34 protein-coding genes are annotated in these 26,886 nt (G+C 69.6%); 18 read left to right on the forward strand and 16 right to left on the reverse strand.

What is annotated here, in order from left to right; translation table 11 throughout:
• Positions 1-92: 92 nt before the first annotated feature.
• Positions 93-2,267: an MMPL family transporter gene (locus tag ACIBTM_RS43375; RefSeq protein ID WP_395882950.1), complete on the reverse strand. Its 2,175-nt coding sequence runs from the start codon at positions 2,265-2,267 to the stop codon at positions 93-95.
• Positions 2,268-2,427: 160 nt separating this feature from the next.
• Between ACIBTM_RS43375 and ACIBTM_RS43380 the strand changes: the two genes are divergently transcribed.
• Together ACIBTM_RS43380 and ACIBTM_RS43385 are read left to right on the forward strand one after the other, a co-directional pair.
• Positions 2,428-2,997 (forward strand): TetR/AcrR family transcriptional regulator, encoded by a 570-nt coding sequence (locus ACIBTM_RS43380; protein WP_395882951.1) that lies wholly within the window; start codon positions 2,428-2,430, stop codon positions 2,995-2,997.
• 46 nt (positions 2,998-3,043) lie between these two features.
• Positions 3,044-3,916, forward strand: coding sequence for a hypothetical protein (locus tag ACIBTM_RS43385; RefSeq protein WP_395882952.1), 873 nt, complete (start codon positions 3,044-3,046; stop codon positions 3,914-3,916).
• On the opposite strand, the gene ACIBTM_RS43390 is transcribed toward ACIBTM_RS43385, so the two are convergent.
• Together ACIBTM_RS43390 and soxR are read right to left on the reverse strand one after the other, a co-directional pair.
• On the reverse strand, positions 3,913-4,461 hold the full coding sequence (locus ACIBTM_RS43390) for an RNA 2'-phosphotransferase (RefSeq protein WP_395882953.1): 549 nt from the start codon (positions 4,459-4,461) through the stop codon (positions 3,913-3,915). The genes ACIBTM_RS43385 and ACIBTM_RS43390 overlap by 4 nt on opposite strands.
• A 46-nt stretch (positions 4,462-4,507) precedes the next feature.
• Entirely contained in the window at positions 4,508-4,969 is a 462-nt protein-coding gene (gene soxR, locus ACIBTM_RS43395) for a redox-sensitive transcriptional activator SoxR (protein ID WP_395882954.1), read from the reverse strand.
• Between the two features lie 52 nt (positions 4,970-5,021).
• Between soxR and ACIBTM_RS43400 the strand changes: the two genes are divergently transcribed.
• The 3 genes from ACIBTM_RS43400 to ACIBTM_RS43410 are packed head-to-tail and all read left to right on the forward strand — an operon-like array spanning position 5,022 to position 7,048.
• The gene (locus tag ACIBTM_RS43400; protein ID WP_395882955.1) at positions 5,022-5,714 is read left to right on the forward strand and encodes a transketolase; all 693 of its coding nucleotides are present in this window, start codon (positions 5,022-5,024) and stop codon (positions 5,712-5,714) included.
• Between the two features lie 4 nt (positions 5,715-5,718).
• The gene (locus ACIBTM_RS43405; RefSeq protein WP_395882956.1) at positions 5,719-6,609 is read left to right on the forward strand and encodes a transketolase family protein; all 891 of its coding nucleotides are present in this window, start codon (positions 5,719-5,721) and stop codon (positions 6,607-6,609) included.
• Between the two features lie 10 nt (positions 6,610-6,619).
• Positions 6,620-7,048: an NUDIX hydrolase gene (locus tag ACIBTM_RS43410; RefSeq protein WP_395882957.1), complete on the forward strand. Its 429-nt coding sequence runs from the start codon at positions 6,620-6,622 to the stop codon at positions 7,046-7,048.
• Here ACIBTM_RS43410 and ACIBTM_RS43415 read toward each other — a convergent pair.
• From ACIBTM_RS43415 to ACIBTM_RS43425, 3 genes are all read right to left on the reverse strand, one after another.
• Positions 7,034-7,702 (reverse strand): NIPSNAP family protein, encoded by a 669-nt coding sequence (locus ACIBTM_RS43415; RefSeq protein ID WP_395882958.1) that lies wholly within the window; start codon positions 7,700-7,702, stop codon positions 7,034-7,036. The genes ACIBTM_RS43410 and ACIBTM_RS43415 overlap by 15 nt on opposite strands.
• Positions 7,703-7,746: 44 nt before the next feature.
• A complete protein-coding gene (locus ACIBTM_RS43420) occupies positions 7,747-8,919 on the reverse strand; it encodes an acyl-CoA dehydrogenase family protein (RefSeq protein ID WP_395882959.1) in 1,173 nt (390 codons plus the stop codon).
• A gap of 98 nt (positions 8,920-9,017) precedes the next feature.
• Positions 9,018-9,197 carry a hypothetical protein gene (locus ACIBTM_RS43425; RefSeq protein WP_395882960.1) on the reverse strand — a complete coding sequence of 60 codons (180 nt, stop codon included), beginning with the start codon at positions 9,195-9,197 and terminating at the stop codon, positions 9,018-9,020.
• A 135-nt stretch (positions 9,198-9,332) separates the two neighbouring features.
• On the opposite strand from ACIBTM_RS43425, the gene hisH reads away from it, so the two are divergent.
• The 3 genes from hisH (at position 9,333) to ACIBTM_RS43440 (ending at position 11,131) form a co-directional block, all read left to right on the forward strand.
• The gene (hisH, locus tag ACIBTM_RS43430) at positions 9,333-9,956 is read left to right on the forward strand and encodes an imidazole glycerol phosphate synthase subunit HisH (protein WP_395883012.1); all 624 of its coding nucleotides are present in this window, start codon (positions 9,333-9,335) and stop codon (positions 9,954-9,956) included.
• 9 nt (positions 9,957-9,965) lie between these two features.
• Positions 9,966-10,703: a bifunctional 1-(5-phosphoribosyl)-5-((5-phosphoribosylamino)methylideneamino)imidazole-4-carboxamide isomerase/phosphoribosylanthranilate isomerase PriA gene (priA, locus tag ACIBTM_RS43435; protein ID WP_007029948.1), complete on the forward strand. Its 738-nt coding sequence runs from the start codon at positions 9,966-9,968 to the stop codon at positions 10,701-10,703.
• Positions 10,704-10,783: 80 nt separating this feature from the next.
• On the forward strand, positions 10,784-11,131 hold the full coding sequence (locus tag ACIBTM_RS43440; protein WP_395882961.1) for a DUF1330 domain-containing protein: 348 nt from the start codon (positions 10,784-10,786) through the stop codon (positions 11,129-11,131).
• Positions 11,132-11,211: 80 nt separating this feature from the next.
• Here the strand turns inward: ACIBTM_RS43440 and ACIBTM_RS43445 are convergent, their stop codons facing one another.
• The 9 genes from ACIBTM_RS43445 to ACIBTM_RS43485 all read right to left on the reverse strand — a co-directional run bounded on the left by ACIBTM_RS43445 (position 11,212) and on the right by ACIBTM_RS43485 (position 18,051).
• Positions 11,212-11,598 carry a PPOX class F420-dependent oxidoreductase gene (locus ACIBTM_RS43445; protein ID WP_395882962.1) on the reverse strand — a complete coding sequence of 129 codons (387 nt, stop codon included), beginning with the start codon at positions 11,596-11,598 and terminating at the stop codon, positions 11,212-11,214.
• Positions 11,599-11,607: 9 nt separating this feature from the next.
• Entirely contained in the window at positions 11,608-12,342 is a 735-nt protein-coding gene (locus ACIBTM_RS43450; RefSeq protein WP_395882963.1) for an ABC transporter permease, read from the reverse strand.
• A complete protein-coding gene (locus ACIBTM_RS43455; RefSeq protein ID WP_395882964.1) occupies positions 12,339-13,064 on the reverse strand; it encodes an ABC transporter ATP-binding protein in 726 nt (241 codons plus the stop codon). Before ACIBTM_RS43455 ends, ACIBTM_RS43450 begins: the two co-directional genes overlap by 4 nt.
• A 49-nt stretch (positions 13,065-13,113) precedes the next feature.
• Complete coding sequence (locus ACIBTM_RS43460) at positions 13,114-13,674, reverse strand: putative glycolipid-binding domain-containing protein (RefSeq protein ID WP_395882965.1); 561 nt, start codon at positions 13,672-13,674, stop codon at positions 13,114-13,116.
• A complete protein-coding gene (locus ACIBTM_RS43465; RefSeq protein WP_395882966.1) occupies positions 13,671-14,594 on the reverse strand; it encodes an NADP-dependent oxidoreductase in 924 nt (307 codons plus the stop codon). Before ACIBTM_RS43465 ends, ACIBTM_RS43460 begins: the two co-directional genes overlap by 4 nt.
• 28 nt (positions 14,595-14,622) lie before the next feature.
• Positions 14,623-15,621 (reverse strand): hypothetical protein, encoded by a 999-nt coding sequence (locus ACIBTM_RS43470; RefSeq protein ID WP_395882967.1) that lies wholly within the window; start codon positions 15,619-15,621, stop codon positions 14,623-14,625.
• Positions 15,618-16,127 (reverse strand): RNA polymerase sigma factor, encoded by a 510-nt coding sequence (locus ACIBTM_RS43475; RefSeq protein WP_395882968.1) that lies wholly within the window; start codon positions 16,125-16,127, stop codon positions 15,618-15,620. The genes ACIBTM_RS43470 and ACIBTM_RS43475 overlap by 4 nt, the downstream gene beginning before the upstream one ends.
• Positions 16,128-16,217: 90 nt before the next feature.
• Positions 16,218-17,438 carry a phytase gene (locus ACIBTM_RS43480; protein ID WP_395882969.1) on the reverse strand — a complete coding sequence of 407 codons (1,221 nt, stop codon included), beginning with the start codon at positions 17,436-17,438 and terminating at the stop codon, positions 16,218-16,220.
• 10 nt (positions 17,439-17,448) lie between these two features.
• Positions 17,449-18,051: a TetR family transcriptional regulator gene (locus tag ACIBTM_RS43485; protein ID WP_395882970.1), complete on the reverse strand. Its 603-nt coding sequence runs from the start codon at positions 18,049-18,051 to the stop codon at positions 17,449-17,451.
• 38 nt (positions 18,052-18,089) lie between these two features.
• Between ACIBTM_RS43485 and hisF the strand changes: the two genes are divergently transcribed.
• The 5 genes from hisF (at position 18,090) to ACIBTM_RS43510 (ending at position 20,911) form a co-directional block, all read left to right on the forward strand.
• Entirely contained in the window at positions 18,090-18,863 is a 774-nt protein-coding gene (hisF, locus tag ACIBTM_RS43490) for an imidazole glycerol phosphate synthase subunit HisF (protein ID WP_395882971.1), read from the forward strand.
• Complete coding sequence (locus tag ACIBTM_RS43495) at positions 18,860-19,249, forward strand: hypothetical protein (RefSeq protein ID WP_395882972.1); 390 nt, start codon at positions 18,860-18,862, stop codon at positions 19,247-19,249. The genes hisF and ACIBTM_RS43495 overlap by 4 nt, the downstream gene beginning before the upstream one ends.
• Positions 19,239-19,601, forward strand: coding sequence for a phosphoribosyl-AMP cyclohydrolase (hisI, locus tag ACIBTM_RS43500; RefSeq protein WP_126733711.1), 363 nt, complete (start codon positions 19,239-19,241; stop codon positions 19,599-19,601). Before ACIBTM_RS43495 ends, hisI begins: the two co-directional genes overlap by 11 nt.
• Positions 19,598-19,960 carry a DUF1304 domain-containing protein gene (locus tag ACIBTM_RS43505; protein ID WP_395882973.1) on the forward strand — a complete coding sequence of 121 codons (363 nt, stop codon included), beginning with the start codon at positions 19,598-19,600 and terminating at the stop codon, positions 19,958-19,960. Before hisI ends, ACIBTM_RS43505 begins: the two co-directional genes overlap by 4 nt.
• Before the next feature lie 222 nt (positions 19,961-20,182).
• A complete protein-coding gene (locus tag ACIBTM_RS43510; RefSeq protein ID WP_395882974.1) occupies positions 20,183-20,911 on the forward strand; it encodes a hypothetical protein in 729 nt (242 codons plus the stop codon).
• Positions 20,912-21,048: 137 nt separating this feature from the next.
• Here the strand turns inward: ACIBTM_RS43510 and ACIBTM_RS43515 are convergent, their stop codons facing one another.
• On the reverse strand, positions 21,049-21,654 hold the full coding sequence (locus ACIBTM_RS43515) for a TetR family transcriptional regulator (RefSeq protein WP_395882975.1): 606 nt from the start codon (positions 21,652-21,654) through the stop codon (positions 21,049-21,051).
• Between the two features lie 95 nt (positions 21,655-21,749).
• Between ACIBTM_RS43515 and ACIBTM_RS43520 the strand changes: the two genes are divergently transcribed.
• From ACIBTM_RS43520 to trpA, 5 genes are all read left to right on the forward strand, one after another.
• On the forward strand, positions 21,750-23,312 hold the full coding sequence (locus ACIBTM_RS43520; RefSeq protein WP_395882976.1) for an anthranilate synthase component I: 1,563 nt from the start codon (positions 21,750-21,752) through the stop codon (positions 23,310-23,312).
• Positions 23,305-23,865, forward strand: a complete 561-nt coding sequence (locus tag ACIBTM_RS43525; RefSeq protein ID WP_395882977.1) for a Trp biosynthesis-associated membrane protein — start codon at positions 23,305-23,307, stop codon at positions 23,863-23,865. Before ACIBTM_RS43520 ends, ACIBTM_RS43525 begins: the two co-directional genes overlap by 8 nt.
• Before the next feature lie 192 nt (positions 23,866-24,057).
• On the forward strand, positions 24,058-24,867 hold the full coding sequence (gene trpC, locus ACIBTM_RS43530) for an indole-3-glycerol phosphate synthase TrpC (RefSeq protein ID WP_191257522.1): 810 nt from the start codon (positions 24,058-24,060) through the stop codon (positions 24,865-24,867).
• Positions 24,864-26,093, forward strand: a complete 1,230-nt coding sequence (trpB, locus tag ACIBTM_RS43535; RefSeq protein ID WP_395882978.1) for a tryptophan synthase subunit beta — start codon at positions 24,864-24,866, stop codon at positions 26,091-26,093. The genes trpC and trpB overlap by 4 nt, the downstream gene beginning before the upstream one ends.
• Complete coding sequence (gene trpA, locus ACIBTM_RS43540) at positions 26,090-26,881, forward strand: tryptophan synthase subunit alpha (protein WP_395882979.1); 792 nt, start codon at positions 26,090-26,092, stop codon at positions 26,879-26,881. Before trpB ends, trpA begins: the two co-directional genes overlap by 4 nt.
• Positions 26,882-26,886 lie beyond the last annotated feature (5 nt).

Here is a 26,886-nt window from a genome sequence, read left to right on the forward strand (position 1 = left end):
CCGACCCGAGTACGTGAAGGCCCCCTTCACTGCGTCTAGCGCAGTGAAGGGGGCCTTCACGTACTTATGCGGGTGCCACGCTGCAACGGCACCTACTTCGAGGCGTCGACCAGCTCCCGCTCATCAGGCGCATCGAGCTGCTTCGCGAGCTTCTCGCCTTCGACGTCGACATCGGGCAGCACGCGATCCAGCCACTTCGGCAGCCACCACGCACCGCGGCCGAGCAGCGACATCAGCGCCGGGACGATGGTCATCCGGATCACGAACGCGTCCACCAGCACCCCGAAGGCCAGTGCGAACCCGATCGATTGGATCAGCGAGGACTCCGCGAGCACGAATCCGGCGAACACGCTGATCATGATCAGCGCGGCGGCGACCACGACGCGGGAGCCGTGCCGGAAACCGGTCACCATCGCCTGCTGCGGGTCGGCGCCGTGGACGTATTCCTCCCGCATCCGCGTCACCAGGAACACCTGGTAGTCCATCGCGAGCCCGAACAGCACACCGATCAGCAGGATCGGCAGCATGCTCATGATCGGCCCGGTCGTCTTCACTCCGAGCAGGTCGGTGAGCCAGCCCCACTGGAACACGGCCACCACGGCGCCGAACGTCGCGACCACGGAGCCGAGGAAGCCCAGCGTCGCCTTCAGCGGGACGACGATCGACCGGAACACCAGCATCAGCAGCAGGAACGCGAGCCCGACGATCAGCGCGAGATAGGGCAGCATCGCGTCGGCGAGTTTCTCCGAGACGTCGATGTTGGCCGCGGTCTGGCCGGTCACCGCCAGCGACGCGCCGGTGGCCGAACCCAGCCCCGCGTTCAGGCCGCGGATATCGCTGACCAGGTCTTCGGTCGCGGTGCTGCTCGGACCACTCTTCGGGATGACGGTCAGCAACGCCAGGTCATGGCCGACCTTCGGCGGCATGACGATCGGGCGCTCCTCAAGACCGCTGATCCCGGCGGTGGCCTGCTGGAGCGCGGCCTGCGGGTCGCGGCTACCGGCGAGGTCGACGACGATCACCAGCGGGCCGTTGGCGCCCTCGCCGAAGCCGCGGGTGACGGTGTCGTAGGCCTTGCGCTGGGTGGTGTCCGGCGCGGCGGTGCTGTCGTTCGGCAGGCCGAGCTGCATGCTCGCGGCCGGGACGGCGACGATCGCGAGCCCGGCGATCGCGGCGATCAGCACCGGGATCCGGTGGCGGGCAACGAACTTCGCCCAGCGCTCGCCGTGTGTCGTCGTGCTTTCCTTGCGGCGCAAGCGGATCTTTCCGCCCGCGAGCTTGGCACCCGCGAAACCGAGGACGGCGGGCAGCAGGGTGAGCGCGATGACGACCGCGATGGCGACGGTGATCGCCGCCGCGATCCCCATCTCGCCGAGGAACGGGATACCGACGACGGTCAGGCCCGCCAGCGCGATGATGACGGTCAGCCCGGCGAACACCACGGCGGAGCCCGCGGTACCGGTGGCGCGTCCGGCGGCTTCCTCCGGATCGCGGCCGATGGTGAGTTCGTGCCGATAGCGGGAAACGATGAAGAGCGCGTAGTCGATGCCGACGGCCAGGCCGATCATCAGCGCGAGCACCGGCGTGTTCGTGTTCAGTTCGAGGAAACCGGACGCGGTCGTGATACCCGCCATGCCGATGCCGACGCCGATGAGCGCGGTCAGCAGCGGGATCCCGGCCGCGAGCAACGAGCCGAACGTGATGATCAGGACGACCGCGGCGACGGCGACACCGAGGCCTTCGGTGGCGTTGGTCGCGGGCATCGCCTGCACGGCGTCGCCGCCGAAGTCCACGGTGTACCCGGCCGCCTTGGCGGAATCGGCGGCGGCCATCAGGCCGTCGCGGTCGGCGTCGGTGAGCTCGAAGCCCGGCACGCGATAGCTGACCTGCGCCATCGCGACATGTTTGTCGGGCGAGATCGCCTGGACCTGCAGCGGGTCGACAACGCCGGCGACCTTCGGCGCGTCCTTGAGCCCGGTGACGAGACGGGTGATCGCCGCCTTCCCGGCGGCGTCGGTGATGTCGCCGGGGGTCGAGATGACGACACGCGCCGTCGCGCCACCGGCGGCGGCTTCCGGGAACCGGTCGGCGAGCTGGTCGATCGCCTTCTGCGACTCGGTTCCGGGGATGGTCACCGAGTTCGAAAGCTGGCCGGACAAGGTCAGCGCTCCCGCGCCGAGGGCCACCAGAACGGCGGCCCACACCGCCGTCACCAGTGCCCGGCGCCGGAACGAGAACCGGCCGAGGCGGTAGAGGAAGCTGGCCACGAAAGTCTCCCGTTCACTCGATCAGGTTCATTCCAAGCTAGCCGATCGGCTAGGGGCCTACAAGCCGATCGGCAAGTGTGTGACTAGCCGCACGGCTAGTACTCGTTTGGCCACGCGGGCACGCTTGACGTAATCTCCGACGGCTGATCGAGGAGGGAACATGGACGTCGTCCACGCGGAGGACACCCGCACGCGACTACTGGGCACGGCGCTGCGGTTGTTCACCGAACACGGCGTGGAAGGCACCTCGCTGCAGATGATCGCGGACGCCCTCGGCGTCACGAAGGCCGCTGTCTACTACCACTTCAAGACGAAGGCGGAGATCACCGAATCGGTCGCCGAACCCGTGCTGCGCGAGCTGGAGGGCATCGTCGACGACGCACGGGCGCAGCGCACCCGGGGCGCGCAGATCGACCACCTGCTGGACGGTTTCGTCGATCTCGTGGTGCGGCACCGTTCGCTGGTCGCCCTGTTCTCCAGTGACCCGGGCATCGCCCGCGCGATCGAGAAGTCCGTGCACAGCTCGGACAGTTTCAAGAACCGGCTGCTGGAGATCCTGGTCGGCCCCGATCCGGATCTCACCGCGATCGTGACCGCGCAGGTACTGCTGGCGGGAATCGCCATCGCCGGCGGCTCGCCCGAGGTCGCCTCGCTCGACGACGAAACGCTGCGCGAAACGCTCCTGGCCGTCGGGCGCAAGCTCTACAACCGCCCGCGACGCCGCTCGTGACCGATGTGTTCAAGACAGCGGCCGCGATCCACGCGACCCTGTCGGTATGAACATCGATCTGAAGACGGCGGCCACGTTCATGGCCACCCAGGCCAGGCTGCTCGACAGGCGGCGCTTCGAGGTCCTTTTCCGCGACGGTGACCCGGCGGCGGCGCTCGCCGCGCTGGAGGCGTACCGCAATCCCGACGGCGGTTACGGCCACGGGCTGGAACCCGACTGCCGCTCGGTGACGAGCCAGCCCGGTGGCGCGCTGCACGCTTTCGAGGTCTTCGCCGACGTCGGCCCCATGACCAGCCCACGTGCGGCCGAACTCTGCGACTGGCTCGCCTCGATCTCCTTGCCCGACGGCGGGATCCCGTTCGCGTTGCCGATGCCGGATCCCGACGGCAGCGCGCCGTTCTGGGCGGACGCGGATCCGTCGGTCTCCTCGCTGCAGATCACCGCGATCGTCGCGGTCACCGCCCATCGCGTCGCGGCGCACGATCCCGCGGTCGCCGCGCATCCGTGGCTGGCGAAGGCGACGAGCTACTGCCTCGGCGAGATCGAAAAGCTCGACGAGGCACCGCACGCGCTCGTCCTCGCCTTCGCGATGAAGCTGGTGGACGCCCTGGGCGACACGCGTCTGGTCGAGAAGCTCGGCCGGTTCCTCCCGGACGACGGGGTGGTCGCCGTCGGCGGCGGGATCGAGGGCGAGGCCATGCGCCCGCTCGATTTCGCCCCGGAACCCGGTGGCCCGGCACGGAAGCTGTTCCGGCCCGAGGTCATCGAAGCGGATCTGCGGCGAGTGGCGGGCGGACAGCACGAAGACGGGGGCTGGCGGGTCGACTACGCCAGTTACTCGCCCGCGGCCGCGCTGGAGTGGAACGGCATGTTCACCGTGGGCATGCTGGGGCTCCTGCGGGCGAACGGCCTGGTTTAGGGGAGGCGCCGCAGGAACTCCGGCGGAACGGCGGCGGTGAGCCAGACACCGTTGGCGCTCACCTGGAATTCGTGCCCGGCGGCGGTCATCTCCCGTGCGTCGACGGCGAGCAGCACCGGGACACCACGCCGGGCTCCGACGGCCCTCGCGGTGTCCACGGTCGCCGAGAGATGCACGGCGTGCCGTTTCATTGGCCGGAGTCCCTGAGCCATGATCGCGTCGAGGAACCGGGAGACCGTGCCGTGGTAGAGCACGTCCGGCGGGATCGCCGCGGGCAGCGCGAGGTCGACGTCGACACTGTGGCCCTGGCTGGCACGGATCCGCAGCCCGTCCTCGTCGAAGGCGAAGCGCCGCTTGTCGTTGCCTTCGACGACTTCGTCGAGTTCGGCGCGGGTGACTTTCAAGCCGTTGCGCCGCAAGGCCGCGAGAAGCGTGTCGACTTCGACCCAGCCGTCAGGGGTGAGGGTGATCCCGATGTCGCCGGGTGCGTGCCGCAGATGCCGGGAGAGTCGTTTCGAGACCCGGATGAGGTGTTTCTTGTCCATTTCGCGTCCCAGTGACGCATATCCGGCACCCTGGTGGCAACGGAATTCAGATACCGCCCTCGGAAGCCGGGCGCAGTTTGCCCGCACCAGGGCCGAACCGGGACATCTGGTCGTCGGCGTTGTAGAGCCCGCAGCTGCGCAGGGAAAGGCAACCGCAGCCGACGCAGCCGGTCAGCCTGTCGCGCAGGCGTTGCAACGCGTCGATCCGCGCGTCGAGCTCGTCCTGCCAGCCCCGCGAAAGGCGGGCCCAGTCGGCCTTGGTGGGGGCGTGGTCCTTGGGCAGGGTCTCCAGCGCCGAGCTGATGTCGTCCAGGGTGAGGCCGACCCGCTGCGCGGCGCGGATGAAGGCGATCCGGCGCAGCACCGAACGCGAGTACCGCCGCTGGTTGCCCGCCGAGCGCTCGGAGCTGATCAGCCCTTTGTCCTCGTAGAAGCGCAAAGCCGTATGGGGCACGCCGCTGCGGTCGGCGACCTGTCCGATGCTCAGGTGTTCAGCCAGTCTCGTCACGTCGCCAGGCTAGCCTTGACTTCGACTTAAGTCGAGGTTGCAACCTCGGTTCATGACCACTGACATCAAGACCGGCTACGAGGATCTGCCGAGGCTGATCTCGCTGATGACCGGGGACGAGAAGCATCAGGCGGCCGCCGAGTCCACTGTGGACGTATTGTGGGTGCTCTACGACCGTGTGCTCGACATCACCCCGGAGAACATTCGTGAGCCCGGCCGGGACCGCTTCCTGTTGTCGAAGGGCCACGGCCCGATGGCCTATTACGCGGTGCTGGCGAAAAAGGGCTTCATCCATGAGGAGGAACTCGCCGACTGGACTTCGGCCGAGTCCCGGCTCGGCCACCATCCGGATCGGGCGAGGCTGCCCGTGGCCGAGATCTCCAGCGGTTCGCTCGGGCACGGGCTCCCGCTGGCCATCGGGACCGTGTTCGGCCTGCGCGCCAAGGGGTTTCGTGACGCCAAGGTCGTCACCCTCGTCGGCGACGCGGAACTCGACGAGGGTTCCAACCAAGAGGCCATCGCGATCGCCGGCCGCATCGGCATGCCGCAGCTGACCGCCGTCGTCGTCGACAACTCCTCGGCCACGCACGGCTGGCCCGGCGGGATCGCGCGCCGGTTCGAGGTCGAGGGCTGGGCGACGCGCACCGTCGACGGTCGCGACCACGACGCGCTCCACGAAGCCTTCACCACACCCCATCCGGACCGGCCGCTCGCCGTGGTCGCGACCGTCGAGCGAAAGGCCTGAACCCGTGAACATGCGTGAAACGTTCCTGGAAGCCGCCGCCGAGGTGCTCGACACCGACGCGAACGTCGCCGTCGTGCTCGCCGACATCTCCGCGGCACAACTCGCCTTCGCCGCGAGGAAACACCCCGACCGGGTGCTCAACGTCGGCATCCGCGAACAGCTGATGATGAGCACCGCGGGCGGACTGGCGCTGGCCGGGATGCGCCCGATCGTCCACACCTTCTCGTCGTTCCTCGTGGAGCGGGCTTTCGAGCAGGTCAAACTCGACCTCGGGCACCAGGACGTCGGCGCCGTGCTGGTGTCGTCGGGCGCGTCCTACGACATGCCGACCGCCGGGCGGACGCATCAGGCACCCGGCGACGTCGCCCTCATCGACACGTTGCCGGGCTGGACCGTGCACGTGCCGGGGCATCCCGAGGAAGCACGGCGGCTGCTGCTCGAATCCATCCCCGGCACCGGGCGCGTCTATCTCCGGCTTTCCGCGCAGGAGAACGCGAAAGCGCATCTCGGCGCGGGCCTCCAGACGTTGCGCGAAGGCGGGCGGGGTGTGGTGGTGGCCGTCGGGCCGATGCTCGACAGGGTGCTGGAAGCGACCGCCGACCTCGACGTCACCGTGCTCTACACCTCGACGATCCGGCCGTTCGACGCCGCCGGGCTGCGCTCGGCCGTCGAGGCCGCGGGGAGCACCGACGTCGTACTGGTCGAGCCCTACCTCGCGGGAACCTCGGCGCACGCGGTGGCGGACGCCTTGTCCGAAACGCCGCACCGGCTGCTCTCCCTCGGCGTCCGGCGCGACGCGGAGGTCCGGATCTACGGCGAAATGGCCGATCACGACCTCGCGCACGGTCTCGACGCCGGCTCGATCACCTTGTCCGTCAAGGAATTCCTCCGCTAGCGTCACCAGGATGACGACGATCCGCCCGCTCGCGCTCGGGGTCATCCGCCGCGGCGGAGACCTTCTCGTGTTCGAAGGTCGCGACAACACCAAAGGCGTGACCTACCACCGGCCGCTCGGCGGCGGGATCGAGTTCGGCGAAACCGCCGCGGAGGCGCTGCACCGCGAATTCCAGGAGGAACTCGCGGCGGAGCTGACCTCGGTCGAGCAGATCGCCGTGCTGGAGAACGTGTACACCTTCGAGGGCAGGCCGGGGCACGAGATCGTGTTCCTGTTCACCGCCGACCTCACCGACAAGGCGTTCTACGAGCGCGACGAGGTCGGCGTCGTCCTCGACGACGGCGCGCGCGTGCACTGGCTGCCGATGGCCGACGTGGCGAGCGGCGAGGCGATTCTCTACCCGGACGGACTCGCGGACCTCCTTTCAGCGCAGGGATGAGCGCGCGGTCGGTGTCAGTTCCAACTGTTGCCAAGGTCGTTCGAGCCTGTCCGCGAGTTCCGCGCCCACCCGGCCGAGGACTTCCCGGTGCTCCGCGGCGACCTTCGAGAACCAGACAAACACCGTCTCGTTCTCCCGCACGGGAAGCCGGGGGAAGGTGTTCTCCGCCGGCTCCGTTTCGAAATGGCCGAACGTGTCCACGCCGGACTCCCGCAGCTTGGGGGCCACGGTGTCCGCGAAGTACTCGGAGAACTCCTTGACCGGCCCGACCGGATGGCACACCGTCGCCAGCACCCGCGCTTCCCCGCCACCGCCGGGAGCGGGGAAACCGGGCCCGGACGGGCGCAGCAGGAGGACGTCGGAGGCGTCGATCATCGTCTCGTTCGCCGCCGGGCCGTGCTCCCGCCAAACGGGCCCGTAATAGAACGCTTCGAGGGCGGCCCGCCTGGCTTCCATGTCACGGAAACCGCGCAGCCACACGAACTTGTCCGGCTCCGCCGGTTCGCGGAAGAGGCCGAACAGGCGCATGCCGCAGGCTTCCTGGCTCTCCACGAACTCGCGCTCGAAGAGCTCGATCAGCTCGTCCCGGCGGCCGGGGTGCAGGGTGTACCGGCGCAGCTCGACGACGGACTGGAACCCGGGGGAATCGGTCATGCGCGGACCATAGAGGCCCGCACCGACAGTTTCCGGCGGACGGCTCAGCGGAAGGCGGCCAGCCCGGTGACCGACTGGCCGAGCGAGAGCGCGTGCATCTCCTCGGTGCCCTCGTAGGTCAGCACGGTTTCCAGGTTCGACATATGCCGCATCACCGGGTACTCCAGCGAGATCCCGTTGGCGCCGAGCATGCCGCGCGCGGTCCTGGCGACCTCCAGCGCGGAGCGGACGTTGGCGAGCTTGCCGAAGCTGACGTGGTTGTGGTGCAGCGTCCCGGCGTCCTTGAGCCGTCCGATCCGCAGCGCCACCAGCCCGGCGCGGTTGACCTCGACGACGAGATCGGCGAGCTTGCGCTGGGTGAGCTGGAAACCGGCCAGCGGTTTGCCGAACTGTTCCCGGCTCAGCGTGTACTCCAGCGCGGACTCGTAGCAGGAGCGAGCGGCGCCGACGACGCCGAACAGGATCCCGTAGCGCGCCTCGTTCAGGCAGGACAGCGGCCCGCGCAGCCCCCTGACCTCGGGGAACGTCGCCGAATCCGGCAGGCGGACACCGTCGAGCACGAGTTCCGCGGTCAGCGAGGCCCGCAGCGACAGCTTGTGCTTGACCTCGTTCGCGGTGAAGCCCGGCGTGTTCGTGGGGACGACGAAACCGCGCACGCCTTCGTCGGTCTGCGCCCAGACGACCGCGACGTCGGCCACGGTTCCGTTGGTGATCCACATCTTCGTGCCGCTCAGCACCCAGTCCGCGCCGTCGCGCACCGCGCGCGTCCGCATGCTGCCGGGGTCGCTGCCGGCGTCCGGTTCGGTCAGGCCGAAGCAGCCGAGCGCCTCACCGGCGGCCATCCGCGGCAGCCACTCCTGCTTCTGCTCTTCGGTGCCCCATTTGTGGATCGCGTACATCGCCAGCGAACCCTGCACCGAGACGAAGCTGCGCAGCCCGGAGTCGACGGCCTCCAGCTCACGGCAGGCGATGCCATAGGCGACCGCGCTGGTGCCCGCGCAGCCGTAACCCTCCAAATGCATGCCGAGCAGCCCGAGCTGCCCGAACCCCTTGGCGAGCTCGGCGGCGGGCAGGGCGCCCGTTTCGTACCATTCGGCGACATTCGGCAGGAGCTGGTCGTGTGCGTACGAACGCACGGCGTCACGCATGGCCCGGTCCTCGGCGGAGAGCTCGGCGTCGAGATCGAGGAAGTCGCGCGGATCCGGGCTGCTGCTCATGCGTCACTCCTGGTCGGCTCGGTGGGGCATCTCAGGCCGCGTCCTGCGAGCAGGACGCGGCCTATGAAGAAAACCACACACACGACCGGAGTCGAGTGTCAGCGATCGCGCCATCCGGTGGTCTTCGTCACCTGAACCGATGCCGTGGCCGTCCGGGCGGGCGCGGAGCGCCGCTTCTGTGCCGGGATCAGCAGTTCCGCGAAGGTCGGGAAAGGCACGCTGTCGATGTCTTCGCGCCAGGCGCTGAGCAGGCGAGTCAGGTCGTCGGCGTCCCGCATCGTTCCTCCAAAAGTGCAGGGCGGTCCTACGCCGGCCTTTCACTTGGAGGCGTTATTACCCAGAAGAGTGAACGTCGAAACAGGAAATCCGGAGAAAATCCGGTCCGCTAACCTGGGCGGGTGGCTACTCCTCGCGTGGTGATCCTGGACTACGGGTCCGGCAACCTCCGGTCCGCCGAACGCGCCGTCCAGCGCGCCGGCGCCGACGTCGAGGTCACCGCGGACCCGCATGCCGCGCTCGAGGCCGACGGCCTGGTCGTGCCCGGTGTCGGCGCCTTCTCCGCCTGCATGGAGGGGCTGCGGTCGGTGTCGGGGGAGAAGATCATCGGCAAGCGCCTCGCGGGCGGCCGTCCCGTGCTGGGCATCTGCGTCGGCATGCAGATCCTGTTCGAACGCGGCGTCGAGCACGGCGTGGAGGCCGAGGGCGCCGGTGAGTGGCCGGGCACGGTCGACAAGCTGGAGGCCGACGTCCTGCCGCACATGGGCTGGAACACCGTCCGCGCCCCGGAGGACTCGGAGCTGTTCGCCGGGCTCGACGCGGACACGCGGTTCTACTTCGTGCACTCCTACGCCGCGCGGACCTGGGAACTGGACTCCGGCCTCGCCGGGCGGCAGCCCAAGGTGACCTGGGCGAACCACGGCCAGGACTTCGTCGCCGCGGTCGAGAACGGGCCGCTGTGGGCGACGCAGTTCCACCCGGAGAAGTCGGGGGACGCCGGGGCGCACCTGCTGCGCAACTGGCTGAACACCCTCGCTTAGAGTGGGTGCGTGACTTTCACGCTCCTTCCCGCCGTTGATGTGGCCGATGGCCAGGCCGTGCGACTCGTCCAGGGCGAGGCCGGCACCGAAACCTCCTATGGCAGCCCGCTGGAGGCGGCGCTCGCCTGGCAGCGTGACGGGGCGGAATGGATCCATCTGGTGGATCTCGACGCCGCGTTCGGCAAGGGTTCCAACCGCGAGCTGCTCGCCGACGTCGTGGCGAAGCTCGACGTCCAGGTGGAGCTGTCCGGTGGCATCCGCGACGACGCCTCGCTGGAGGCCGCGCTGGCCACCGGCGCCCGCCGGGTCAACCTCGGCACGGCGGCGCTGGAGGACCCGGAGTGGACCGCGAAGGTCGTCTCCTCCTACGGCGACCGTGTCGCCATCGGGCTGGACGTGCGGATCACCGAGGCCGGGCACCGGCTGTCCGCCCGCGGCTGGACACAGGACGGCGGTGACCTCTGGGAGGTCCTCGACCGCCTCGACCGTGACGGTGCGCAGCGCTACGTCGTCACCGACGTGAGCAAGGACGGCACCCTCCAGGGCCCGAACATCGACCTGCTCCGCGAGGTCGCCGCCCGCACCGACGCACCGGTCATCGCCTCCGGCGGTGTGTCCAGTGTGGACGATCTCCGCGCGCTGGCCGCGCTGGCCCGCGACGGTGTCGAGGGTTCCATCGTCGGCAAGGCGCTCTACGCCGGCGCGTTCACCCTGCCCGAGGCGCTCGCCGCCGTCGCGGAGTTCTGAGCTTTACCTCCCGGGTAATCGACGCCACCCGCCCGCTCGGTCAGGATTCCTTCCAGGACAACGAAACCTGGGAGGAAATCATGACCGCGTACGGTATCGCCCACCTTCGCCCCACCGGCGCGCCGACCGAGGAAGTCCTGGAGTATCTGGAGCGGATCCAGGACACGCTCGATCCCTTCGACGGGAAGTTCCTCGTGCACGGGGCCGAGGTCGAGGTCGTCGAGGGGGAGTGGCCGGGAGCGCTGGTGATGATCGGCTTCCCGAGCCTTGCCGTTGCCCGCGAGTGGTACGCGTCGGCCGCCTACCAGGAGATCCTGCACCTGCGGGCGGACCACATCCCGGGCGATCTGATCCTGGTGGACGGCTGCGGGCCGGACCACGACTCGGCGGCGATGGCGGCTCGGTTACGGGCGCTGCAGAACGCCTGATCGCGGTACCTCGCGTGCCAGGAAAGGACCGTTCCTTGCAAAATTCGCAAGGAACGGTCCTTTCCTGGCACGCGCTGGGGTTACTCGGCCAGCTTGATCGCGATCCCCACCGTCCGGTCCTTCGGCCCCCGCAGCTTGCTGAAGAACATCGTGACCCGGCCGGTGATCCCGTACTTCCGCGCGATCACCTTGCGCACGCGTTCGGTCGCGTCGAGGTCCAGCAGCCGCGCCTCGCCCGAGACGACGTCGCCATGGGTCTTGTTGCCCCGGAAGTCGCAGGCCTGGATCTCGACCCGTCCGCTGTTGCGGATGCGCTTGACCTTGCCCGCCTTCCGCTCGGACCAGAGCACCAGTTCGCCGCCGTCGCCCGCCGCCCAGACCGGCGTCGGCACCGGGGTGCCGTTCTTGCGGAAGGTGGTCAGGACGACGTACTTCTCGGCGGCGATCCGCTCGAACTCCGATCCCATGCGGCGAGTCTAGGGCGTCCGCCTGCGCAGGGTCGCCGCGCCGAGGACCAGCGCCGCCAGGGCACAGGCCGCGACGATGATCAGATTCCGGATCAGCGTCGCGTCCACGGTGCCCGACGTGGTGACCCGGGTGAGGGCTTCGACGGCGTACGAAAGCGGCATCACGTTCGAAAGCCAGTTCAGGAGCCAGCCCATCTCCCCGCGCGGCACGAACAGGCCGCACAGCAGGATCTGCGGCAGCACGAACAGCGGCATGAACTGCACCGCCTGGAACTCCGTCCGCGCGAACGCGCTCACGAAGAGGCCGAGCGCCATCCCGAGAAGCGCGTCGAGGACGGCGATGAGGAGCAGCATCCCGATCGAGCCCGCGATGTCGAGGCCCAGCCAGGCGAGCGACACCCCGGCGGCGACGCCGACCTGCACGATCGCGATCGAGCCGAACGCGAGCGCGTAGCCGAAGAGCAGGTCCATCCTGCCGATCGGCAGGGTCATCAGGCGTTCCAGTGTGGCCGTGGTGCGCTCGCGCAGTGTCGTGATCGAGGTGATCAGGAACATGATCAGGAACGGGAAGACGCCGAGCAGTGCCGGCGCGACGCGGCTGAACACCGCTTCGGAGTTGAAGACGAAGCGCAACAGCACCATCAGCAGCGACGGGACGACGATCAGCATCGCGACGGTGCGCGGATCGTGCCGTAGCTGCAAGAGGATGCGGCGAGCCGTGGCCAGGGTCAGGGCGGGATTCATGACGGGCTCACCTCGGTCTCGCGGACCAGCCGGAGGAACGCCTGTTCCAGATCGGTCGTCCCGGTGCGCTCGCGCAGCCCGGCAGGGGTGTCGTCGGCGAGGATCCGGCCTTCGCGCATGAGCAGCAGACGGTCGCATCGCGCGGCCTCGTCCATGACGTGGCTGGACACGAGCAGTGTCGCCCCGCCCTCGGCGAGACGGCGGAAAAGTGCCCAGAGTTCGTCGCGGAGCACGGGATCCAGGCCGACGGTCGGTTCGTCGAGGACGAGCAGCTCGGGCTTTCCGAGCAGCGCGACGGCGAGGTTGGCCCGGCTGTGCTGGCCGCCCGACAGGGAGCCGACGAGTTTGCCCGCGTGATCGGCGAGCCCGACCTCGCCGATCACTCTGTCCACATCGGACACCGGCGCGCGGAGCACGGAAGCGAAGTAGCGCAAGGCTTCCGTGATGGTGAGGTCGGCGTAGATGGCCGGGTTCTGGGTGGCGTAACCGATCAGGCGGCGCAGCGGCGGGCTGCCCGCCGGGTGGCCGAGCACGGTGACCTCCCCGCCGGCGACGATCTGCACGCCGACGATCGAGCGCATCAGCGTCGTCTTGCCGCAGCCGCTGGGGCCGAGCAGGCCGGTGATCCGGCCGCGCGGCGTCGCGAAACCGACGTCCCTGACGACCTTACGGCCGCCGCGGACGACACGCAGGCCCGTCACGGAGATCGCTGAATTAGCCATGCGTTTAATTCTGCGCCCGTTGAGAAGCGCGAGTCAAGAGGTGCGTGGGTCAGGACAGTCGCACGGCGATACCCGGGTAGTCGTGCACCAGCAGGTGCCGGTCGTACCGCAGCACACAGGAGAAATCGAAGATCGGTGCCGAATAGGCGAAATCGCGGTCACCGATCCGCTCATAGCGTTGCTCGAGCCGCTCCACGGCGAGGTCGCCCGCCCGGACGTACACGGCGGGGGCCTCGGCGGCGGCGTCCGCCGCCAGGCCGAGCCGGTGCACCGGCAGCGTGTTCGTCATCGACGACGACTCGAGGTCCACGTCGAAACAGCCGTCGAGCCGCGGATCCGCGACCCCGTCGACCCGCCATCGTCCGTCGCCGCCGGATTCGAGCACCGTGCGCCGGGCGCCGCTCGCCGACCGGCCCGAGATCTCCGCCGACCGCGTATGCCAGTCGGCGTCGACGGTGATCGCGTACTCGACGAACCAGGATTCGCTGTTCTCGACGGCTGTCGTGGCCCCGCTGATCCTCCAGCCGCCTTCGTGTTCCTGGAAGAACGCGACCTCGAGCCCGGTCCTCGCGTCCCGATGCAGCCAGCTCGCCGCCGCCGGAAGGCTCACGGGACCAAGACGAGCTTGCCCCGGACGTGGCCCGCTTCGCTCTCGTCCTGGGCCGCGGCCGCTTCGGCGAGCGGGTAGACCCGGGCGATCGGCAGGTCGAGCTTGCCTTCGGCGGCGAGCGCGGCGCCTTCGGCCAGCGAGCCGGGTACCTGCTCGGCCGGAGATCCCGACGTGAAGCGGACGCCGTGGTCGGCCGCGTCCGGCGCGGCGATGGTGATGACCCGCTTCGGGCCCCCGGTCAGCTCGACGAGGGTGGCCAGCGAGCCACGCCCGGAGGCGTCGAAGGACGCGTCGATGCCCTGGGGCGCGACGTCGCGTACGCGTCCGGAGAGTCCTTCGCCGTACTGCACCGGGACAGCGCCCAGCGAGCGCAGGTACTCGTGGTTCCCTTCGCTCGCGGTGCCCACCACGGTCAGCCCGCGCGCGACGGCGAGCTGGACGGCGATGGTGCCGACACCTCCCGCGGCGCCATCGATCAGCAGCGTCTCGCCCTTCTGGAGATCCAGCAGGTTGAGGGCGCGATAGGCGGTGTTGACGACAGCGGGCAGCGCCGCGGCCAGCTCCCACGAAAGCGTCTCGGGCTTGCGGATCAGGCTCGCGGGCTTCGCGAGGACGTACTCCGCGTAGCCGCCGATTCCGCTCCCGAGCACCTCGTCACCGGTCGCGAAACCGGACACGCCCTCGCCGATCGCGTCGATGACGCCGGCGATGTCGCCACCGGGGACGGCCGGGAACTCCGCCGGGTACACCTCGGCCATCAGCCCGGAGCGGATCTTCCAGTCGATCGGGTTCACGCCCGCGGCCCGGACGGCGACCCGCACCTGGCCCGGGCCCGGCTCGGGCAGTTCCCGATCGAGGACGCGCAGGACCCCGGAGTCGCCGTACTCGGTGAACGCGATGGAGCGGTAGGTGTCCGTCATGCCGTCGACAACCTCGGCCCGCCCGTCACTATTCCGGCGGCTTCCCGAACCAGCTGTAGTCGCCGGGGATCAGCTGGACGCCGTTCGCGATGTCGAGCAGGGTGGCCTGGTCCCGTTTGCCGGATACGGTGAGCCACCGCCCGCCTTCCACCTGGACGGCGACCGTCGCGTCCTCGTGCCCGAGCCGCCCGGTCCGTTCCGGCAGATAGAAGCCGTCGGCACCCCTGATCTTGAGCGGCACGGGCGCGGCGTCGCCCGAGTCCGGCCGTTCGGCGCGGAGCGTCGCCGTGACGACCGCCGCCGCGGTGGGTGGTCCGATACGGGTGGCTTCGAGTTCGGTCGCGCCCCCGCCGAGGGTCAGGTACGTGTACACCCCGGACAGCTCCAGGTCGGCGGGCAGCCCGCCGAACCGCAGTTCGCCCGAAACCCGGGCACGGTCGTCCCGGACCATCTCGTCCGCGATCCGCTGGCCGACACCGCGCGGGTCCTTGATCCCGTACAACGTCAAGCTCAGCAGGTACGTGTCGTCGGGAGTCCAGGTCAGCATCGTCGCGTCGCCGTAGAGCTCCGAGACCATCCCGACGCGGCCGTGCACGATGATCTGGTTCGGCGCGGGCGCGATCGTCCACGGTCCGCCCCGGACGTCCAGCGGTGTGGTGGTCAGCTGCACCTGCTCGGCCTCGCCGTTGCCCCACGTCCTGGTCTGCGGTCCGGGGTAGGGCTTCGCTCTCCGGGTCAGCTCTTTGAGGCCGTCGGGCAGCCAGCCGGGCTTGTACGGCAGCACCGCCCAGTCGGCGTTGCGCGGCGAGGCGGGGGTGACCGTGGTGTAGGCCCGCAGGCCCAGCGGGATACCGAGCGCGATGATCGCGACCGCCGCCGCGACCAGTGCCAAGGCCATCCTCGGACGGCTTCTCGGGCGTTGGGTGAGCGCGTCGCGGACCTCCGCCCCGTCGGGCGCCCGCGTCGCCAGGTGTTCGAGGCTCTCCCGGATGAGGTCCTCGGTGTGCTCGTCACTCAGTCGGGTCATTTGCGGGCTCCCGTGGGCTGCACGGACGAGGACGGCCCGGTTTCCCGCAGCGTCGCGAGCGCGCGCGAAATCTGGCTGCGCACGGTCGACGTCGCGCAGCGGAGCACCGCGCCGATCTCCTCGTCGGAGTAGTTCTCGTAGTAGCGGAGCACGATCGCGGCGCGTTGTTTGCGCGGGAGCTTCGCGAGCCGGTCCAGCATCGCGTCGCGTTCGTCGTACTCGATGGCGTGATCGGAGACCGGCGGGCTCACCAGGTCGAGCACTTCCGGCGACGACGGCGTCACCCGGCGGGCCGCCAGCCGCCTTCGCCACGAGAGGTACTCGTTGGTCACCATCCGGCGGACATACGTCGGTGGCGAGTCGATCTTCGGCCAGCGTTGCTGAGCACGCAGCAGCACCTCCTGGACGATGTCCTGCGCCAGGTAGGGATCGTCGGTCAGGACGGTCGCGTAGCGCAGGAGCCCGTCCAGGCGATCCGCGACGAACTCGTCGAAGGTCGCAGGCACGTGTCTCCCTCAGCCGGGTGGTCTCGCTCTAAGGACGCGCGAGACCACCCGGCTGATGCATCGGGAGCGGAACTTTCTCGGTGAACATGATCACCGCACGGCGGTCTCCAGCCGGACGAAGGCGAACCCGGTCGTCGCGAGTTCCTCACCGGCGGGGCCGGTGGCCGCCGGACGGCGTTCGCCGTCGTGCACCACCAGCAGGCCGTGCGGGAACAGCGGCCCCAGCGGCCTGGTGGTGATCGCGGCGCCGTCGGAGTGCTCGACCGAGTCGGTCCCGCGCCCGGCGACGATCCGGAAATCGCGCCGCGGGGTGCCGTCGCGGTCGTAGACCACGAACCGCGAGTCGCCCTGGCTCGACGCGAGCAGCTTGCCGTCGGCCAGCGCGAGCCCTTCGGCGTCCGCCGTCAGCCACTTGCCGCCGTAGCCCGGGTCGGGGCCGTCGGCGACGCATTCCTCGGTCGCCTCGTCGAAGCGCTGCGGGACCCCGAACGACCGCACCTTGTCGATCAGTTCGGGACGGCCGAAGCCGGCGCCGTTCACCGGGATCCGCCAGATCCCGACGTCCTCCTGCGCGGCGTACAGCACGCGGTTCCCGGCGTCGAGGATCGAACCCTCCAGCTGCGGCCGCTCGCCGGGGTCGCCGCACGGGGACCACGTCTTCCCGTTCGGCAGCCGGAATTCCGACGGGAGGTCGATGGTGCCGATCGGAGCAGTGCCGACGGTTCCGTCCGCTTTGTCGACAAGTCGCAAGAGCGCCACGCGCGTCTCGTGCCGCCGGGTCACCGCGACCCAGCGCGCGCCGGTGCGCGGGTCGCGTCCGGCGGTGAGCCCGTACGCGGTCCGCTGTTCGTCCACTTCGGACTCCGACGCGGAGAAGACCGGTGGGGCGGAAGGATCCGTGACGTCGCGCAGCACCCGTGAGCCGGCCGCGGCACCGGCCGGGTCGATCCGGTAGACGCGTACACGGTCCCGGCCGCGGTCGCTCACCACCGCGAGATCGCCGACGACGTCGACGTTGTTGAACCGGCCGCCTTCGGGAACGGCGAGATGCTGCAGCTGCCGCGCCCGCAGATCGAACGCGGCCAGCCCGCCTTCCTTGAGCGTGCCGAGCACGACGCCGGCCGACGGGTTCCGCGGATGGACCCAGATCGCCGGATCGTCGGCGTCGGCGTTCGCCGGGTCCGCGCCGGCGTCGTCGACGTACGCCCTGGTCTGCGCCACGGGCGAGGGGTTCTGGCCCGCTTCGGCGGGCACGGCGGCGAGCAGCGAAGCCACCAGCAGGGGGAGGGGGAGGAGAGCAGCTATGCGCATCCCCGGGAAGCTAGCCGCGCGGAGTGACCGGATGGTGAACGTCGGGGGTCAGGTAGTACTGCGCGACCGGCGCCAGCATCGCGACGATCTCGTCCTCCGAGGCGGCGGCGAGCGGCGGGAGCCCGATGACGTAGCGCAGCAGCGCGAACCCGATCATCTGCGCGGCGATCCCGGCCACCCGGACCTTCGGCACGCCGCGCGCCTCGGCGACCCGCGCCAGCACCGCCCGTTCCAGGAACTGCCGCATCATGGTCGCGACCTGCTCGTTGGTGGTCGCGGACCGGATCATCGCCAGGAACGGCGCGCGGCCCTCCGGGGCCTGCCAGAGGCCGAGGAACGCGCGGACGAGGCGCTCGCCGATCTCGTCCTCGGGGCCTTCGAGGATCCGGGGGACCAGCTCGCCCGGGTCGACCGGCAGGTTCATCGACATGGCGAAGAGCCGTTGCTTGGTGCCGAAGAAATGGTGCAGCAGCGCCGCGTTCACCCCGGCGTCGGCCGCGATGCCGCGGACGGTCGCCCCGTCGTAGCCCTGTTCGGCGAATCTGCGCCGTGCCGCGTCGAGGATCACCTCCCGCGTCTCGGTCTGCCCCGGCCGCCGCCCCGCCTGTGCCATTCCGCGAGCTTAGAACGCCCTTGACTACGCTTGTCCCCATGTCAGTCGCAGTCAGGGTCATCCCGTGTCTCGACGTCGACGCGGGCCGTGTGGTGAAGGGCGTCAACTTCGCCGACCTGCGCGACGCCGGCGACCCCGTCGAACTCGCCGCCCGGTACGACGCCGAGGGCGCGGACGAGCTCACGTTCCTCGACGTCACGGCCTCCTCCGGGGACCGCGAGACCACTTTCGACGTGGTCCGCCGGACCGCGGAGCAGGTGTTCATCCCGCTCACCGTCGGTGGTGGCGTGCGCACGAACGACGACGTCAACCGGTTGCTGCGCACCGGCGCGGACAAGGTGAGCATCAACACCGCCGCCATCGCGCGGCCGGAGTTCCTGCGCGAGGCGTCCCGCCGGTTCGGCGCGCAGTGCGTCGTGCTGTCGGTGGACGCGCGCCGGGTCCCCGAGGGCACCGAACCGACCCCGTCCGGCTTCGAGGTGACCACGCACGGCGGCCGCCGAGGCACCGGGATCGACGCCGTCGAATGGGCCGCGCGCGGCGAGGAACTCGGCGTCGGCGAGATCCTGCTCAACTCGATGGACGCCGACGGCACGAAGAACGGCTTCGACCTCGACCTCATCGCCCAGGTGCGCGCGGCCGTCCGCGTCCCGGTGATCGCCAGCGGCGGCGCCGGCGCGCTGGAGCACTTCCTGCCCGCCGTCGAAGCGGGCGCGGACGCGGTGCTCGCGGCCAGTGTGTTCCACTTCGGACAGTTGAAGATCGGCGAGGTCAAGAGCGCCCTGCGCGCCGGGGGAGTCGTGGTCCGGTGATCCCGAACAAGTGGAAGGCCGCCGCCGAGGTCAAGGTCGTCTGCGCGCTGCTGCTCGGACTCGCCATCGCGTACCTCGCGATGGCCGGGATCCTCATGTTCGCGCCGTATTCGTCCGCGCGGACGTTCCTGCTGCCGGGGACGTCGTTGGTCCTCGGCGGTCTCGTCGTGGCGGGGCTGGTGCTGAAGATGTCGTCCGCGCGGTTCGCCGGGTTCGCGGTCAGCTTCCTTTTCGGGTTGCTGCACGCGCTGTCGATGCTGGCGGCGGAACTCTTCTGGGTGAAGATCGTCTCCGGGATCCTCTTCGCCGGGTACATCTACACGGCGGTCCTGCTCAACTCGATGCCGGTGAAACGGCACCTTCTCGGAGCCACGAATGACGCTTGACCCCGCCTTGTCGGATCGCTTGAAGCGCAACGCCGACGGGCTGATCGCCGCCGTCGTCGTCGAACACTCCACATCGGACGTCCTGATGATGGCGTGGATGAACGACGAGGCACTCGAACGCACCCTCACCACGCGGCGCGGCACCTACTACTCGCGCAGCCGCAAGGAACTGTGGGTCAAGGGCGAGACGTCCGGCCACGTCCAGCACGTGCGCGAGGTGCGGATCGACTGCGACGGCGATACCGTCCTGCTGCGCGTCGACCAGACCGGCCCGGCCTGTCACACCGGCACGCACACCTGTTTCGACACCGACGAACGGCTGCTGCTGGCCGACGAGAGCGAGAACCCGTGAATGTCGTCGCCAATGTGCTGGTCGGCATCGTCGCACTGATCCACCTGTACATCGTCGTGCTCGAGATGTTCCTGTGGACCACCCCGCGCGCCCGCGCCTCCTTCGGCACCACCGAGGAGTTCGCGAAGGAGAGCTCCGCGCTCGCGGCGAATCAGGGGCTGTACAACGGTTTCCTGGCCGCCGCGCTGATCTGGGGCCTGATCGCGACCGGTGCCACGGCGTGGCAGTTCAAGATCTTCGGCCTCGCCTGCGTGATCGTGGCCGGGCTGTACGGGACGGCGACGGCGAGCAAGAAGATCTTCTTCGTGCAGGTGGTGCCCGGCACGCTGGCGCTGATCGCGGTGCTGCTCGCGGGCTGAGGCGCCTGCTCACTTGCACGCTCATCGAGCTCCTCCGGTTGCCCTGGAGCGAGATGGAACTCGTTGTCCGGAAAAGCCGCGGTTCCCGATTAACCTCAGTACATGAAATCGGGGAGAAGATCGGCCGATCGTGACCGTCCGCGACGGCGTCCGCGCGTCGCCGGGTGGCCCCGGCCGGATTCGGGAAACGAAAGCCCTGACACGTCGGCGGTCCACGATGAAGTGGCCACCCCCTTGATCGAAAAACTGTCGCATTTCAAGGTACGCGCGCTGGCTTTGTCGGTGCTCTGGCTGATCTTCTTCGTCGCCTGCCAGATAGGTCTCGATCTGCTCCGGCCGGATCCCGCAGAGCTGGCGAAGACCGGGGTCTGGGTGCAGGGCACGGTGGGCAAGGTGGAGCCGTCCTCCAAATCCGGACGCAACAAGGTCACGCTCAGCTATTTCGATGGCGCGAATCCGCGCACGATGGCGGTCGGCATGAGAGCGGCGCGCGGGATCGAGGTCGGGGACAAGGTGCCTTTGGTCTACGAGCGGGGGAATCCTGCGAAACTGCTGGCATTCGACGGGGAAGCCGTCGGCGACTCCGATGACATTTTGCTGACTCCGCTGTCTTTCTCGACTCTCCTGGGCTTCCCGGTGTGCCTGTACGCGGCCTATCTCTGGCGGAGCCGGCATCGCTCGGCCTCGAAGACCGGCTTGCGCGAGGCCATGGCGACCGTGCGGCCCGGCTGGCTGTTCCCCAGGATCGACGTCTATCTCGACCGCGACTACAAGCTGCTCCAGACGCGACGGTCGCTGCGGATCGCTCCCCGTTTCAAAGGGCTCGAGAAGGTTCCCGTCTTCATCGGTGGCGAGGAAACGGACATGATCGTGATCTTCCCGCGCGGGCGCTTCTCGAAGGACACGCTTTACACGGTCCCCGTCAAGGAGATCGAGCCGGACACGCGCTGAGCCGGCCGAGCCCCCAGCGACCGTGTCGCGAAAGCCACTTTCGGGACATCAGACGTCGCGAAAGTGGCTTTCGCGACACATCTTGACCATGAGGCACCTTGTGAACCCCGTCGGCGCCGTCCTTGCCGCTCCCGAGCTCAGTCGATGTCGCCGGTGAGATAACGCTGCACCGTCGGCGCGATCGCGGTCACCAGCGGCTCGATCTCGCTCGAAGCCATCGGTTCGAACTTCGCGACGTACCGCACCAGCCCCATCCCGACGAGCTGGGAAGCGCAGAGCGTGGTCCGCAATTCGACGCGGTCCGAGCCCAGCCCGCCGATGACCTTCGTGAAGAAGTTCTGGAAGAAGCCGCGCAGCACGGCCGCGGCCTGTTCGTGCCCGGCGACGCTGCGGACGAGGGCCTGGAACACCTCGCCGCCCGCGCCGTCCCATCGGGTGAGGAAGGTGCGGACGATCCGCCGGCCGAACTCCTCGTCGGGCCCGTTCCGGAGTTCGGCGAGCAGTTCGTGCGGGTCGAACGGCAGTTTCAGGATGGCTTGGGCGAACAACCCTTCCTTGCTGCCGAACCAGTGGTTGACCATCGCCGCGTCGACCCCGGCCCGCGTCGCGATCGCACGCACGGTCGCGCCGTCGAAACCGCTCTCGCCGAACACCGCCCGCGCCGCTTCGATCAGCGCGGTCCGGGTGTCCTGTCCGCCGGGCCGCCGTCCCCGTCGCCGCACGGTAGTGTCTTCACCAGCCATGGCGTCATCATGAACGGACCGGGCCAGAAATTCAACAATCTTTGAATTCATCCCCCCGTCCCGGCCCGTGCGGCCGTTGCAGCACAATGAGCGACATGGTCAGCGCCGCACACGCCAGCCCGTCGGGGCTCGGCTCGGTCAGCCCTTCGCGCGACGAGTTCCGCGCGCTCGCCGAGGGCCGTCGCGTCATCCCCGTTGTCCGTCGCGTGCTCGCCGACGGTGAGACCCCCATCGGGGTCTACCGCAAGCTCGCCGCCGACCGGCCGGGGACGTTCCTGTTCGAATCGGCGGAGAACGGCGCTTCCTGGAGCCGATGGTCGTTCATCGGCGTCGACAGCCCCGCCGCGCTGACCGTGCGTGACGGCGAGGCCGTGTGGACCGGCACCCCGCCGGTCGGCCTGCCGACCGAGGGCGACCCGCTCACCGTCCTGCGCGAGACCGTCGCCGCCCTCCACACCGAGCAGCTGCCCGGGATGCCGCCGCTCACCGGCGGCATGGTCGGCTACATCGGCTACGACGCCGTCCGCTGGCTCGAGCGGCTCCCCGAACTCGCCGAGCGTGACCTCGACATCCCCGAGCTCACCATGCTGCTGGCGACCGACTTGGCCGCCTTCGACCATCACGAGGGCACCGTCACGCTGATCGCCAACGCGGTCAACTGGGACGACTCGGCCGAGCGGGTCGACGCCGCGTACGACGACGCCGTCGCGCGCCTGAACGCGATGACCAAGCAGCTGCACGTCGCCGCCCCGGCCACGGCCGCGGTCTTCGACCGCCCCGCGCCCGAATTCACGCGCCGCCGGTCCAAGCCGGACTTCCACGCGGCCGTCGAGAAGGCCGTCGAGGCGATCAAGGCGGGCGAAGCGTTCCAGATCGTGCCGTCGCAACGCTTCGAGATCGAGACCCAGGCCGACGCCCTGGACGTCTACCGCGTGCTGCGCACGTCCAATCCGAGCCCGTACATGTACCTGCTGCGCCTGGACGGTTTCGACATCGTCGGATCCAGCCCGGAGTCGCTGGTCACCGTGCGGGACGGCCGCGCGACCACGCATCCGATCGCGGGCACCCGCTGGCGCGGCGCCGATCCGGAGGAGGACGCGCAGCTGGCCAAGGACCTGCTCGCGGACGAGAAGGAGCGCGCCGAACATCTGATGCTCGTCGACCTCGGCCGCAACGACCTCGGCAAGGTCTGCAAGCCCGGCACCGTGCGCGTCGTCGACTTCTTCGACGTCGAGCGCTACAGCCACGTCATGCACATCGTCTCCACGGTCACCGGGGAACTCCTCGACGACAAGACGGCTTTCGACGCTGTCACCGCCTGTTTCCCCGCGGGGACGCTGTCGGGCGCGCCGAAGGTCCGCGCGATGCAGTTGATCGAGGAGCTGGAGCCGACCCGCAGGGCGCTCTACGGCGGCGTTGTCGGCTATCTCGACTTCGCCGGGGACGCCGACACCGCGATCGCGATCCGCACCGCGCTGATGAAGGACGGCACGGCGTACGTCCAGGCGGGCGGGGGAGTCGTCGCGGACTCGGTGGCCGACTACGAGGACAACGAGTCGCTCAACAAGGCTCGTACGGTGCTTTCCGCCGTCGCGGCGGCGCAGACGATGATCGCGGCGGACGAACTCGATCCGGCGGGTGACAGCACTCGTGTCTGAGGCCGCGTCGGCGAAGAAGGGCAAGCGTCCACTGTGGATCGCCGTGGTGGGCCTGCTGCTGGGCGCGGTCGCGCTGTGGGGTTCCTCGCAGCTCGTGTGGTTCGCGGAGTTCCGCGACGGCGGCGTGCGCGGCACCGTGCTGTACACGGAAACCGGTTCACAGCGTGCGATTGCGCTGATTCCCCTGGCCTTGCTGGCGCTCGCCGGAACGGCGGGGCTGATCGCCACCGGCGGCTGGCCACGCCGGGTGCTCGGCGTGGTACTCGCCGTGTCCGGCCTCGCCGCGGTGTGGATCGGCGTGGCGGGCGGCTCGTTCGGTGGTTTCGCCGACGGACTGCCCGTCGCCCAGATGCTGGGAGCCCGCGGGCTCGCGATCCTCGGGGGAATTCTCGTGACCGCGGGCGGGTTGGCAGCCATCAAGGGCGCGGGCCGGATGCCGCGCCTCGGCGCGAAGTATTCGGCGCCAGGGGCGAAGAAGAAGGCCGCGAAGGATCCGGAGACCGAGCTGTGGGAGGCGCTGTCCGACGGCGAAGATCCCACCGCCACCCGGTGACGACGACGGAATTCGCGGGTTTCGCGGATCTTTCCCGGCAAAGATGACACGGTTGGCATTCGGAGCAACGGACATACCCGGAACCAGGCCGTATCCGTGCGGGGGTTAGCATCGTTTCGGCGGGAAGGGGAAGGTTTTTGTGAGCGACCTTGCGAAGGAATCCGTGAGTACGACGGCCGGTGAGGAACTCCGGTGAGCGTGCTCGAAGACATCGTCGCCGGCGTCCGTGCCGATCTCGCCGAGCGCGAGGCGGCTCTGCCGTTCGACGAATTGAAGAAGCGCGCGACCCAGGTCGCGCCCCCACGTGACGTGCTCGCGGCCCTGCGTGAGTCCGGTATCGGTGTCATCGCCGAGGTGAAGCGGCGCAGCCCGTCCAAGGGCGAGCTGGCCGAGATCCCGGACCCGGCCGCGCTGGCGAAGGACTACGCCGACGGCGGAGCCCGGGTGATCAGTGTGCTGACCGAGCAGCGGCGGTTCGGCGGTTCGCTCGCCGATCTCGACGCGGTCCGCGCGGCGGTCGACATCCCGGTGCTGCGCAAGGACTTCATCGTCAGCCCGTACCAGGTCCACGAGGCGCGGCTGCACGGCGCGGACATGGTCCTGCTGATCGTGGCCGCACTGGAGCAGAACGCCCTGATCGCGTTGCTGGACCGCGTCGAATCCCTCGGGATGACCGCGCTGGTCGAGATCCACAACGCCGAAGAGGCCGACAAGGCGCTCGAAGCCGGCGCGAAGGTGATCGGCGTCAACGCCCGTAACCTGCACACCCTCGAGGTGGATCGGGACGTCTTCTCGCGGCTGGCTCCGGGCTTGCCGATGGACGTCTTCAAGATCGCCGAGTCCGGTGTCCGCGGCCCCGGTGACCTGATGTCCTACGCGGGTCACGGCGCCGACGCCGTCCTCGTGGGCGAAGGGCTCGTCGCTTCGGGAGACCCGAAGGGCGCCCTGGTCAAGCTCGTGACCGCCGGTTCGCACCCCGCTTGCCCGAGGCCTTCTCGATGAGCGTGGAGTACACCGAGACACCGCACGGCGAGCACGACCCGGACGGCCGGGGCTACTACGGCCCGTACGGCGGCCGGTTCATGCCCGAGGCCCTGATCGGCGTCGTCGACGAGGTCGCGGCGGAATACGACAAGGCGAGGACCGACCCGGACTTCGTCAACGAGTTCCGGCGCCTGCTGCGCGAGTACGCCGGCCGTCCGTCGCTGCTCACCGAGGCCAAGCGCTTCGGTGAGCACGCCGGCGGCGCCCGGATCTTCCTCAAGCGCGAGGATCTGAACCACACCGGTTCGCACAAGATCAACAACGTGCTCGGCCAGGCGTTGCTCACCAAGCGGATGGGCAAGAAGCGGGTCATCGCCGAGACCGGGGCCGGACAGCACGGCGTGGCCACCGCCACCGCCTGTGCGCTGCTGGACCTGGAATGCATCGTCTACATGGGCGAGGTCGACACCGAGCGGCAGGCGCTGAACGTCGCCCGCATGAAGCTGCTCGGCGCCGAGGTCGTCCCGGTGAAGACCGGTTCGCGCACGCTCAAGGACGCGATCAACGAGGCGCTGCGCGACTGGGTCACCAACGCCGACACCACGCACTATCTGTTCGGCACGGCGGCGGGCCCGTACCCGTTCCCGATGATGGTGCGGAACTTCCACAAGATCATCGGCGAGGAGGCCCGCGCCCAGATCCTGGAGCAGGCCGGCCGCCTGCCCGACGCCGTCGCGGCCTGCGTCGGCGGCGGGTCGAACGCGATCGGGATCTTCCACGGCTTCATCGACGACGCGTCCGTGCGCCTGGTCGGTCTCGAACCGGGCGGCGAGGGCGTCGAGGGCAACCGCCACGGCGCCACGCTGACCAAGGGCACCCCGGGCAACCTGCACGGCGCGATGACGTACCTGCTGCAGGACGAGGACGGCCAGACCGTCGAGTCGCACTCGATCTCCGCGGGCCTCGACTACCCGGGCGTCGGCCCGGAGCACTCGTGGCTCAAGGACAGCGGCCGCGCCGAGTACCGGCCGGTGACCGACGCGGAGGCGATGGACGCGTTCAAGCTGCTTTCGCGCACCGAAGGCATCATCCCGGCGATCGAGTCGGCGCACGCGCTGGCCGGCGCGCTGGTGCTGGGCCGCGAACTCGGCCCCGAGGGGCTGATCATCGTGAACCTGTCCGGTCGCGGCGACAAGGACATGGACACGGCCGCGAAGTACTTCGGCCTGGTGGAGAACGCATGAGCGCGCTGGACGAGATCTTCGCGAAGACCCGGGCCGAGGGCCGCGGAGCGCTGATCGGGTACCTCCCGGCGGGCTTCCCGACGGTGGACGGGTCCAAGGATCTGCTGGCCGCGGTGGTCGACGGCGGCGCCGACCTGGTCGAGGTGGGCGTGCCCTACTCGGACCCGGTGATGGACGGCCCGACCATCCAGGCCGCGTCGGTGAGCGCGCTCTCCGGCGGCTTCAAGCTCAAGCACCTGTTCGAGGTCGTCGAGTCGGTGTCGGCGCGCGGCGGCAAGGCCGTCGTGATGACGTACTGGAACCCGGTGCACCGCTACGGCGTCGACCGCTTCGCGCGGGACCTCGCCGCCGCGGGCGGGCTCGGGATGATCACCCCGGACCTGATCCCGGACGAGGCCGACGAGTGGATGGCCGCGTCCGAGCAGCATGGTCTGGACCGGATCTTCCTGGTCGCGCCGTCCTCCTCGGAGGAGCGGATCGCGAAGACCGTCGCGGCCGCCTCGGGCTTCGTGTACGCCACCGCCGTGATGGGTGTGACGGGTGCTCGTGACCAGGTCGGCGTGCACGCCGAGGAGCTGGTCGAGCGGACCCGCGCGCATACGGAGCTGCCGATCGGCGTCGGGATCGGCGTCCGGTCCGGCGAGCAGGCGGCGCAGGTCGCCGGGTTCGCGGACGGCGTCATCGTCGGCTCGGCGCTGGTGACGGCCGCGGCGAGCGGGACCGACGCGGTACGCGAGCTTTCGGCCGAACTGGCCGCGGGGGTGCGGAAGACCGTCGCCCCCGCTTGATCGAT

Source organism: Amycolatopsis sp. NPDC049868 (assembly GCF_044461365.1).
GTDB lineage: Bacteria > Actinomycetota > Actinomycetes > Mycobacteriales > Pseudonocardiaceae > Amycolatopsis.